9 protein-coding genes are annotated in these 10,866 nt (G+C 68.8%); 4 read left to right on the plus strand and 5 right to left on the minus strand.

Translation table 11 applies throughout. The features are described 5' to 3' along the window. A partial coding sequence (locus tag AS93_RS0113145) for a hypothetical protein (RefSeq protein WP_027591042.1) occupies positions 1-1,217 on the minus strand: 1,217 nt, incomplete at its 3' end. Between the two features lie 150 nt (positions 1,218-1,367). Here AS93_RS0113145 and AS93_RS0113150 point away from each other — a divergent pair. Together AS93_RS0113150 and AS93_RS0113155 are read left to right on the plus strand one after the other, a co-directional pair. Beyond that, positions 1,368-1,661, plus strand: coding sequence for a GIY-YIG nuclease family protein (locus AS93_RS0113150; protein ID WP_027591043.1), 294 nt, complete (start codon positions 1,368-1,370; stop codon positions 1,659-1,661). A gap of 33 nt (positions 1,662-1,694) precedes the next feature. Continuing rightward, positions 1,695-2,633, plus strand: a complete 939-nt coding sequence (locus AS93_RS0113155; protein WP_027591044.1) for a glutathione S-transferase family protein — start codon at positions 1,695-1,697, stop codon at positions 2,631-2,633. A 119-nt stretch (positions 2,634-2,752) separates the two neighbouring features. On the opposite strand, the gene AS93_RS0113160 is transcribed toward AS93_RS0113155, so the two are convergent. The 4 genes from AS93_RS0113160 to yjeH form a co-directional block, all read right to left on the minus strand. After that, a complete protein-coding gene (locus tag AS93_RS0113160; RefSeq protein ID WP_027591045.1) occupies positions 2,753-3,253 on the minus strand; it encodes a GNAT family N-acetyltransferase in 501 nt (166 codons plus the stop codon). 89 nt (positions 3,254-3,342) lie between these two features. Continuing rightward, positions 3,343-4,344, minus strand: coding sequence for a nucleoid-associated protein YejK (gene yejK, locus AS93_RS0113165; protein ID WP_027591046.1), 1,002 nt, complete (start codon positions 4,342-4,344; stop codon positions 3,343-3,345). A gap of 142 nt (positions 4,345-4,486) precedes the next feature. After that, on the minus strand, positions 4,487-5,836 hold the full coding sequence (locus AS93_RS0113170; protein ID WP_027591047.1) for a TAXI family TRAP transporter solute-binding subunit: 1,350 nt from the start codon (positions 5,834-5,836) through the stop codon (positions 4,487-4,489). 48 nt (positions 5,837-5,884) lie between these two features. After that, a complete protein-coding gene (yjeH, locus tag AS93_RS0113175) occupies positions 5,885-7,147 on the minus strand; it encodes an L-methionine/branched-chain amino acid transporter (protein ID WP_027591048.1) in 1,263 nt (420 codons plus the stop codon). Positions 7,148-7,237: 90 nt separating this feature from the next. Here yjeH and sbcD point away from each other — a divergent pair, with 90 nt between their 5' ends. Together sbcD and AS93_RS0113185 are read left to right on the plus strand one after the other, a co-directional pair. Beyond that, positions 7,238-8,455, plus strand: coding sequence for an exonuclease subunit SbcD (gene sbcD, locus AS93_RS0113180; RefSeq protein ID WP_027591049.1), 1,218 nt, complete (start codon positions 7,238-7,240; stop codon positions 8,453-8,455). Continuing rightward, the coding region (locus AS93_RS0113185) for an AAA family ATPase (RefSeq protein ID WP_027591050.1) at positions 8,452-10,866 on the plus strand (2,415 nt) is incomplete at its 3' end. The genes sbcD and AS93_RS0113185, both read left to right, overlap by 4 nt.

Raw genomic sequence — 10,866 nt, forward strand, 5'->3', positions numbered from 1 at the left:
TAGTCATGCTGCTTCTCGATGGCGTGCACCTGCACGCCATCGCCTTCCTTCCACTCGAACAGTTGCTGGTGGCTGGCCTGGATCATCGCGCAGAGCGGTTCGCAGTCCAGGGTCAGGCGCTCCTGGATTTCGTCCTGGGTCAGCGTTGCCTTGTCCAGATGCAGCCGTGAGCGGTAGCAGATGATCTGCCGCTCCTCGTTGGTGGCCCATTTGCCGGCATGCTCGCGCACCGTCACGTCCAGCTCGGGCAGCCGCCGGTAATCCAGCCAGACCAGTTGCTGGGCCAGCAAGCGCTGGGTGAACGGCATCTGCTGGCGGATCCTCCAGCGCGGCTTGCCCTTGCGCAGCCAGCGCGTGACGGCGTCGATCAGGTCGTCGCGCAGCAGGTCGCGGACCGCGTAGATCAGCGCGATGCCCAGCAGCAGGGCCAGCGACAGCTGCTGGCTGGCGTCGCGCACGTTGAACAGGAAATAGGTGAACAGCGACATGATCAGCACCGTGGAAGCTGCCTTCACCAGCTTGCGCGTGCCGGCGCCCAGTTCGGTGATCTTCTGACGCAGCACCACCGGGTATTCCAGCAACCGCTGGTACAGGCTCATGCGGTTCCACACGCGGGTCGGCGTGCCCTGGAAATCGCCCAGGTAATCGCGCTCCCGGCGATAACGGCGTTCCTGGGCAAGGAAGTCCTCCACGGATTGCCGCAGCTCCTCGTCGAGCTCAGCGAAGCCTTCCAGGGTCATGCATTCCAGCAGGAACTGCTCGGCCAGCCAGGAAAAGTACACGTCGAGCTGGCGGAAATAGCGCAACTGCTTGCTCTGCTTCGGCTCCGCCTTGCGCAGGCGCTGGGCGAAGTTCTGGCTCAGGCGCAGGGCGCGCGCCAGCGGCTCGGCCAGCGCCTTGCCCTGCAACTGCTGGCGCAGCCGGTCCAGCGACGCCAGGTACTGGTAGAACCAGGCGCCATGCATGATTTCGTAGTGCGGCGAAAGCAGCGAATAGGAGGTGTCCAGCTTGCTGGCGCGGTCCTGGGCCGGCAGCCCGAGCAGGCCGAAGCGGTGGCTCAGGGCCGAGAAGAAGAACTGCTCCTCGGCCAGGGTGCGGGGGGAAAGCGTGCTTTCGTGCGGCGTGAACAGATACAGGTCAAGCTGATGGCGGCCCGGCGTCTTCAGCGTGCGGGTCAGTTGCAGGCGAAAATCGCCCTGGCGCTTCAATGAGAACACGACACCTCCAACAACAATGGCCCAGCGAGCATATCCGAAGCCGGACCGGTTGGGTGCGGGCACTCCCTCCGGCACCACCCCTGGGGTGCCGGCTTGAACTCACCCAGCCGGCCATTACACTGTGCCTCCCCTTCGCGGCCCTGCCCTTCCATGACCGACGCCCCCTCCAAGCCCTGGTTCGTCTACCTGGTGCGCGCCGCCAACGGCGCCCTCTATTGCGGCGTCAGCGACGACCCGCAACGGCGCTTCGCCCAGCACCAGAGCGGCAAGGGCGCGCGCTTCTTCCATTCCAGCCCGGCGCAGGCGCTGGTGTACGTGGAAGCCTGCGCGGACAAGCGTGCGGCCCTCAAGCGCGAGCGGGCCATCAAGGCGCTGCGCAAACCGGCCAAGGAGATGCTGGCGGCTGGCAGCTCGGCAATGTCGGCGGCCGTCAGGGACTGCTAGTTTCGCCCCGCACCTTTCCAGCGGAGCCTGACCATGCACAACACCCTGATCCTGCACCACTACCCCGAGTCGCCCTTTGCCGAGAAGGCCCGGCTGATGCTCGGTTTCAAGCAGTTGTCCTGGGGTTCGGTGTACATCCCGCGCATCATGCCCAAGCCTGACCTCACCGCACTGACCGGCGGCTACCGCAAGACCCCGGTGCTGCAGGTCGGCGCCGATATCTACTGCGACACCGCGCTGATCGCCCGCCGCCTGGAGGCCGAGAAGGCCACGCCGACGCTCTTTCCGGAAGGCAAGGAACTGGTGGTCAGTGCCTTCGCGCAGTGGGCCGATTCGCTGGTGTTCCAGACCGCCATCACCCTGGGCTTCCAGCCGCAGGCACTGAGCGCCCGCCTGGGCAGCCTGCCGGAAGCCGCCGTGCAGGCCTTCGTCGCCGACCGCGCCGCGCTGTTCAAGGGCGGTACGGCGCCCCGCGTTTCGGTCGAACAGGCCCGCAGCACCTGGGCCGTGCTGATGGCGCGACTGGAGCGGCAACTGGCGGGCGAGGACGGCGATTTCCTGTTCGGGGCGCCGTCGCTGGCCGATTTCGCCCTGGCCCACCCGCTGTGGTTCCTCAAGGGGAACCCGGTGACCGCACCGCTGGTGGATGCTTCCCCGTCGATCCGCGCCTGGCTGGCACGTGTGCTGGACGTTGGCCATGGCTCCGCCCAGCGCATGGACGCGCAGCAGGCGCTGGAGATCGCCCGCCAGGCCGAACCGGCGCCGCTGCCCGCCGAGGCGTTCGCCGACCCCAACGGCTTCCAGGCCGGCCAGCGGGTGAGCATTCGCGCCGAGGACTACGGCGTCGATCCGGTGCAGGGCGAGCTGCTGTACGCCGGCGCGGAGGAACTGATCCTGCGCCGCGAGGACGAGCGCGCCGGCCTGGTGCACGTGCACTTTCCACGGCTGGGGTTCCGGATCGAGGCGCTGTAACGGCCAGAGATCCGCGGCTTTCGTGGGAGCCGCTTCAGCCGCGATGCTTTGTGCAGGCCGTGGCCAGAAGCTCGCGACTGAAGTCGCTCCTACAAGTTTCGAGCTGACCGCCTACGTCCTCAATGCAGCGCCGAAGTCACCAGGAAATTTACCAGCGTCGGGTCGTCGGGCAACTCGATCTCGCGGGACGGGCGCGGCAGCTCCTCGACCACCGCCTGCCAGAACGCCTGCGCCACCTCGTCCTGCTGATGGAAACGCACCAGCCAGGGGAGGCGGGTGTCGCTCAGCGCATGCAGCGTCACGGCCAGGCCGATGCCCTGGCGCCGGTACTTCTTGAGAATGAACAGGTCGGCCAGCTCCAGCGCGTCGAGGCCCGGTACCTCGCTGCGCTCGATCAGCAGGAAGCCGGCAATGGCGCCTTCCACCATCACCAGTTGCGCGCTCCAGTCCGGCTCCTCCCAATAGCGAGCCAGGTACTCGTCATGCACGTAGAAGCGCCCGTCGGCGTCCACATCCTCGTGCTCCCAGTCGGAAGTTTCGTAGGCGTAGAACTGGTAGAGGTTGCGGATCAGGGGGGCCTGGTCCGCCTCGGTGGCAAGCAATTCGAGGGTTACGGTCATGGGCTACACGGCATGAATCGGGGCGCGACGCGCCGCGAAGGAAAACGAAAGCGCCCCGGCAGCCGGGGCGCATGAACGAGCGGGGGGACTCAGCGACGCTTGAGCTGATCCTTCAGCTGAGTGGGCACCTGGCGGATGGTCAAGGTGTCGGTCGTCTCGTCGTACTCGACCCGCGAGCCCAGCAGGTGCGCCTCGAAGCTGATCGACAGCCCCTCGGCGCGGCCGGTGAAGCGGCGGAACTGGTTGAGGGTGCGCTTGTCCGGCGGAATCTCCGGCGCCAGGCCGTAGTCGCTGTTGCGGATGTGGTCGTAGAAGGCGCGCGGCTTGTCCTCGTCGAGCAGGCCGGAGAGTTCTTCCACGGTGATCGGCTCGCCCAGGCGCGCCTGGGTGCTGGCGTAGTCGACCAGAGTCTGGGTCTTCTCGCGGGCCTGCTCTTCGGCCAGGTCCTCCTGCTCGACGAAATCGCTGAACGCCTTGAGCAGCGTGCGGGTTTCGCTCGGCGCATCCACCCCTTCCTGGCAGCCGATGAAGTCGCGGAAGTAGTCGGAGACCTTCTTGCCGTTCTTGCCCTTGATGAACGAGATGTACTGCTTCGACTGACGGTTGTTCTGCCATTCCGAGAGGTTGATGCGCGCCGCCAGGTGCAGCTGGCCGAGGTCCAGGTGCTTGGCCGGCGCCACTTCCAGCGCCTCGGTGACCGTCACGCCCTCGCTGTGGTGCAGCAGCGCGATGGCCAGGTAGTCGGTCATGCCCTGCTGGTAATGGGACAGCAGCACGTGCCCGCCGGTGGACAGGTTGGATTCCTCCATCAGCTTCTGCAGGTGCTCGACCGCCTGGCGGCTGAAGGCGGCGAAGTCCTGCTGGTTGTCCAGGTAGCCCTTCAGCCAGCCGCTGAACGGGTAGGCGCCGGACTCGTCATGAAAGAACCCCCAGGCCTTGCCCTGCTTGGCGTTGTAGCTGTCGTTGAGATCGGCCATGAGGTTCTCCATGGCCTGATTGACCGGCAGCTCGGCGTCGCGGGCATGCAGCACGGCGGGCGAGCCGTCGGGTTTCTTGTCGATGAAATGGACGATGCAGTGACGAATCGGCATGGAACTCTCGGGGCGGGCGAAACAGGCGCGCTAGTGTAAAGCATCGCGGCAGAAGCCCCTCCCACAAAAAAACGAACCTGTGGAAGCGAATTCATTCGCGAGCCAAGAGCTCGCGGACGAGTCCGCTCCCACGGGCCTTGGCTCAGTCGATCAGCTCCGGCTGCGCCAGCGCCTTGCCGCTCTTCGGCTGGTCGCGCAGGAATTCCAGGCGCTTGATCATGTAGCGCACGTGCACGTGCAGGTCATACAGCTCGCCGGAATAGGACAGCGGCACCTCGATGCGCGCCAGTTCCAGGCCCAGGGCGATCAGGTGGTCGATCTCCTTCTGCGGGTCCTGCAGCTTGCCCAGGTACAGCTGGCGGTCGATCTCGCGCAGGTGCTTGTACCAGCGATAGATGCGCGAGCGGATCTGCCAGCGGTACAGCGGGCCGACCACCTTGATCAGCGGAATCAGCAGCACCAGCAGCGGAATGGCGAGGATGATGTAGCGGTCGGCCAGCGAGGCGATGCGGAACGGCAGGTAGCGCTGCAGGATCGGCAGGCCCTTGCTGTAGAAGTACTCCGCCTCGTCCAGCGTGGCGAAGTTCGACGAGGCCGGTGCCGGGAAGCGCCCGGCGGCGTCCAGCAGGTTGCCGTCCTTGAGCACTTCGCGGGCGGCGGCCAGGATCAGGGGGGTCAGCGAGGGATGGAACGCTTCGCTGGCAACCAGCGTGGCCAGCGGGCCGACGGTTTCCAGCGATTGATCGGGCACGTTGCGTTCCAGGCTGACCAGCCCTTCGCCCACGTCGATGCGGTTCAGGTACGGCAGGCGCGCCTGGTAGGCGGCGCTGCGCCCCAGGTTGAGCAGCCTGAGGTTCGGATCGCCGGCCAGGCGCTGCACCAGGCCGTTCTCCGCCGGGCCGATGAAGAAAGCCGCATCCAGGTTGCCGGCCTGCAGCTCGCGGGCCGCGCGGGCACCGCCGACTGCCTGCCAGCCCGCCGGCAGTTGCTGCAGGTCGATGCCGTTGGCGCCGAGCAGGGCATCGGTCACCGAGCGGGTGCCGCTGCTCGGGCTGCCGATCGCCACGCGCAGCGCCGCCAGCTCGCCAAGGCGGGCAATCGTCACATCCTGGCGGGCGAACAGCCACACCGGCTCCTGGAACAGCACACCCAGGCCGTACAGCTCGGCGCGCTGCTCGCTGTTCAGGCTCAGTTCCTGGCCGCTCTGCACCAGCGCCAGCTCCACCTCGCCGGCGCGCAGCCTGGCGAGGTTGTCCACCGAACCCTGGCTGTTCACCAGTTCCAGCGTGAAACCTTCCTTGGCCAGCTCGGCCTGCAGGCGCAGGCCGAAGCTGTGATAGCCGCCGCTCGGGCCGCCGGTGGCCAGGCGCGCTTCCATCGGCGGCGGCGGCGCCACGAAGGAGAACAGTGCCCAGACCAGCGCGGCCACCACCGGCACGATCCACAGGTTGGCGAGCACGAAGATTTTCAGATCGTTGAATACACGGCGCATGGCAGGTTTCCGAAGCGGTTTCGGCGGCAGAGGATAGCCGCTGCGCTCTCAGCCGCGCGAGAACCGCCGGGCGCGCCGCTCGCGCCAGAGGGCGATCAGCGTCAGCACCGCCAGCAGGCCGAGCGCGTACAGCGCATCCCGGCCGAGGGCTGCCAGCACCAGCAGGCAGAGCAGCGTGGCCAGCGCGGCGACCCCGCGCCAGAGCCCGCGCAGCAGCAGGACCCCGGCCGCCATGCTGAGCAGGTAGACGATGATGAAGTTGCCGTTGGCGTAGCGGATCAGGTCGTCCACCGACAGCTGCAGCGCCTGGGCCAGCGCGGCGCACAACGCGCAGACCGCCACCACCAGCAGCAGCGCCGGACCCGGCACGCCATGCCGGTTGCGCCCGGCCAGGCGCGCCGGCAACTTGCCCTCCTCGGCCAGGCTCCAGATCAGCCGGGCAAAACCCTGCACATACACGTTGATGGAGGCGAAGCAGGCCAGGTAGCCGAGCAGCGCCACCAGCCAGCGGCCGCGCTCGCCGAACAGCTGCTGCATCAGCTGCGGCAGGGCGGTGGCGTCGCGCTGCGCGTCGCCGTACACGCCGAAGCTCAGCACCGCCACGGAGAAGGCCCAGTACACCAGCCCGGCCAGCAGCACGCCGAGCAGCAGCGCCAGCGGGAAATCGCGGCGCGGATTGCGGAATTCCTCGCCCAGGTGGGTGAACGCCTCGATGCCGACGAAGCACCAGAACATCACCCCGAGGGCGGCCGGCAGGCGCGCCCAGTCCGCGCCGAGCGGCGGCAGCAGCGGCTGGCTGGCGCGCGGCAGCTCGCCGGCCCACCAGATCAGCGCCACCGCACCGATGATGGCCACGGCAATCAGCGCCTGCACCGCGCCGGAGGCGCGCGGCGGCCGCTGGCCGAGCAACAGCATGGCGCCCAGGGTGGCCAGCTGGATCAGCAGCACCTCGCCCGCATTGAGCGGCAGCACCGCCTGCCAAAAGCCGGTGCCGATGTTCAGCGCCGCCGGCAAACCGACCGGCAGCACGGCCAGGAACAGCAGCGCGATCAGCCGTTCGCTGCGCGCGCCGAAGGCCAGGCCGATCAGGTGCGGCGCGCCGCCGGCATGGGGAAAGCGCCGGCCGAGCTGGGCGAAGGTGAAGGCCACCGGCAGCACCAGGGCGATGAGGATCAGCCAGGCCCACAGCGAAGCGGAACCGGCGGCGCTGGCGGCCAGCGCCGGCACCACGAAGATGCCGGTGCCCAGCAGCGAGGTGCTGAGCAGCGCGACGCCCTGCCCCAGCCCCAGTTCCTTGTTCAAACGACTCATCGGGTATGCTCGCGCCCATTCGAAAGGGTCGCCATGATACGCCCGCGACCGCATCTCCACCCGTTTCCGGAACCCGACACCCGTATGAGTCTGCGTCTGCTGCACACCTCCGACTGGCATCTCGGCCAGCATTTCATGGGCAAGAGCCGCCAGGCCGAGCATCAGGCATTCTGCGCCTGGCTGCTGGAACAGGTGCGCCTGCATCGGGTGGATGTGGTGCTGATCGCTGGCGACATCTTCGACACCGGCGCGCCGCCCAGCCATGCCCGCGAGCAGTACAACCGCTTCGTGGTGGCGCTGCGCGACACCGGCGCGCGGCTGGTGGTGCTGGGCGGCAACCATGATTCGGTGGCCATGCTCGGCGAGTCCCGCGAGCTGCTGGCCTGTCTGGACACCTGGGTGGTGCCGGCAGCCATGGAGAATCCCGCCGACCAGGTGCTGCTGCTGCCGAACCGCGACGGCGAGCCGGGCGCGTTGCTCTGCGCGATTCCCTTCCTGCGCGCCCGCGACCTGCTGCGCAGCGAGGCCGGCCAGAGCGCCGAGGACAAGCAGCGCTCGCTGCAGGACGCCATCGCCGCGCACTACCGGCGCTGCCACGAGCAGGCCGTGGCCCTGCGCCGCCAGCATGGCCCGCTGCCGATCGTCGCCAGCGGCCACCTGACCACCGTGGGCGCCAGCGCCAGCGAATCGGTGCGCGAGATCTACGTGGGCAGCCTGGAAGCCTTTCCCACCCGCGACTTCCCCGACGCCGACTACATCGCCCTGGGGCATATCCACCGCCCGCAGAACGTCGGTGGCCAGGAACATATCCGCTACAGCGGCTCGCCGATCCCGCTGTCCTTCGACGAGGCCGGCCAGCAGAAAGCAGTGCTGCTGGTGGATCTGGACCGCATCGGCCTGTGCGGCATCACCGCCCTGCCCGTGCCCTGCTTCCAGCCGCTGCTGACCCTGCGCGGCACGCTGGAGCAGATCGCCGCGCAACTGCCCGAGGCCGCCGCCCAAGGCACCCCGGAGCGCCCGGCCTGGCTGGAGGTGCAGGTGGTCAGCGACGACTACCTGAGCGACCTCGGCACGCGACTGGCCGACCTCACCCGCGAACTGCCGGTGGAAGTGCTGCGCATCCGCCGCGAGCGCAACGGCGCCAGCGCGGCGCTGCACAGCGAAGCCCGGGAGACCCTGGACGAGCTCGACCCGCTGCAGGTGTTCCAGCGCCGCCTGGAGCAGGAAACCCTCGACGACGCCCTGCGCGAGCGCCTGACCCAGTTGCACCAGCAGGTGCTGGCCGACCTGCGGGAGGTGCAGGCATGAGAATCCTCACCCTGCGCCTGAAGAACCTGAACTCGCTGAAGGGCGAGTGGAGGATCGACTTCACTGCCGAGCCGTTCAGGGACAACGGCCTGTTCGCCATCACCGGTCCCACCGGCGCGGGCAAGACCACCCTGCTGGACGCGATCTGTCTGGCGCTTTACCACCGCACGCCGCGCATGGACACGGTGAGCGCCGGCGGCAACGAGCTGATGACCCGGCACACCGCCGACTGCCTGGCCGAAGTGGAATTCGAGGCGCGCGGCGAACGCTACCGCGCCTTCTGGAGCCAGCGCCGCGCCCGCGACAAGGCGGATGGCGCCCTGCAGCAGCCCAAGGGCGAGCTGGCCAAGGCGGACGGCACGTTGCTGGCCGAGAAGCTCAACGACAAGCTGGCCCTGGTCGAACAGCTCACCGGCCTGGACTACGCGCGCTTCACCCGCTCGATGATGCTGGCCCAGGGCGGCTTCGCCGCCTTCCTCAACGCCAAGGCCGCCGAGCGCGCCGAGCTGCTCGAGCAACTGACCGGCACCGAGATCTACGGGCAGATTTCCATGCAGGTGTTCCAGCGCGCCCGGGAGCAGAAGGACGTCCTGGAACGGCTGCAGGAGCGCGCCGAGGCGGTGGAGCTGCTCGACGAGGCCGCGCGCGCAGCGCTGGAGGCCGAGGCGACCAACCTTGCCGCCGACGACACCGTGCGGCGCGACGAACAGCAGACCCTGCGCGCCCAGCAGCAGTGGCTGCAGCAGCGCGACCAGGCCCAGCGCCAGCTGGACAGCGCCCAGGCCCGCGAACAGGCCGCCCGTGCGCAACTGGAACAAGCCGCCGCCGACCTGCGCCGCCTGGCCGCCAGTGAGCCGGCCGAACAGTTGCGCCCGGTCTTCGACGCGCGCCTGCAGGCCGAACAGGCGCTGCAGGCCACCGAAACCAACCTGCGGCACCTGCAGGACGAACAGCACCAGCACGAACAGAGCCGCCAGCAGGCGCTGTGGCACGGCCACTGGGCCAGCGAACAGCAACGCAGCCGGGAACACACGGCGCTGACCGCCCTGGAAGAACGCAGCATCGCCCTGGAACTGCGCCTCAAGGACACCGCCAGCCATGCGCTGATCGCCAGCCAGCTGGGCGGCTGGAAGCTGCGTTTCGCCGAGTGCGATCAGCTCGGCAGCGATCTGGCGCAACTGGACAAGCGCCACCAGGCGATCCAGCAGCGTCTGGCCACGCATGCCCAGCGCCACGTGGAAGCCGAGCAGCAGTTGCACGCCGACCAGGCGGAGCTGGAAACGGCCCGCTCGCAACTGGCGCAACGCGAACAGCAGCATCAGGCCCTGCTCGGCGAACGTGATGAAGCCGGTTGGCGCGCCCACTGGCAGGCGCTGCTGCAGCGCAAGGGCCAGCTGGAGCAACTGCAGCAGCTGCTCGAGCAACGCGCGCAGCAGGCCGCGCTGCTGCACAAGCACGGCGCGCGCCAGGAGAGGGCGCAGGCCGTGCAGGCCGCCCGGCAGACAGAGCTGGCCGCCCTGCGCGAGCTGTACCGCCGGGTGAAAAGCCAGGTCGACGACAAGGAGCGCCTGCTGCAACAGGAGCATCTGCTGCAGGCGCGCGCCCAACTGGTACCCGGCGCGCCCTGCCCGGTGTGCGGCGCGTGCGAGCACCCCGCCGCCGGGCATCACGACCCGCTGGCTATCGCCAGTACCCAGCAGGCGCTGGCGGAGCTGAAGGCCGAACAGGAACAGCTGACCCAGCAAGGCCAGACGCTGAACGCCGAAAAGGCCCGGGTGGAAGGCGAGCTGGAGGAAATCCGCCACCAGTTGCAGGCCGCCAGCACGCAGCAGGCGCAGCTGGACGCCGGCATCGGCCGGCTGCTCGCCCAGCTGGGCCTGAGCGAACCGCTGGACCTGCCGGGCGAGCACACCCGCCTGCTGGCCGAGCAGGCACAGACCCAGCAGCGGCAAGCCGAGCTGGAGGCGCTGAAGAAAGCCCTGCACGAGGCGCAGCAACGGGTCTTCGCCCTCACCCAACGGGACGGCGAACAGCGCCAGCAGCTGCAGCTGATCGACAAGGACCAGCAGGCCGACACCCAGGCGCTGGGCGAGCTGGACGGCGAACGCCAGCGACTGCTGGCGCGCCGGCAGGACGTGCAGCAGGCGCTGCGCGACGAACTGGCCACCCTCGGCTATGCCCTGCCCGACGACACCGCCGCCTGGCTGGCCGCACGCGAGACCGACGCCCGGCAATGGCAGCAGGCCCAGGCGCAGCAGCAGACCCTGCGCGATGAACTGCGTGAGCAGGAGCACCGCCTGGACGACGCCACGGCGCTGGCCCAGCGCTGGCTGGAGCGCTGGCAGGCGGCCGAGCAGCCGCGCTTCGACACGCCCAGCGGCGAGTGCGCCGCGCTGCTGGCCGCCGCCGAA

This window comes from Pseudomonas sp. RL, assembly GCF_000647775.1.
GTDB lineage: Bacteria > Pseudomonadota > Gammaproteobacteria > Pseudomonadales > Pseudomonadaceae > Serpens > Serpens flexibilis.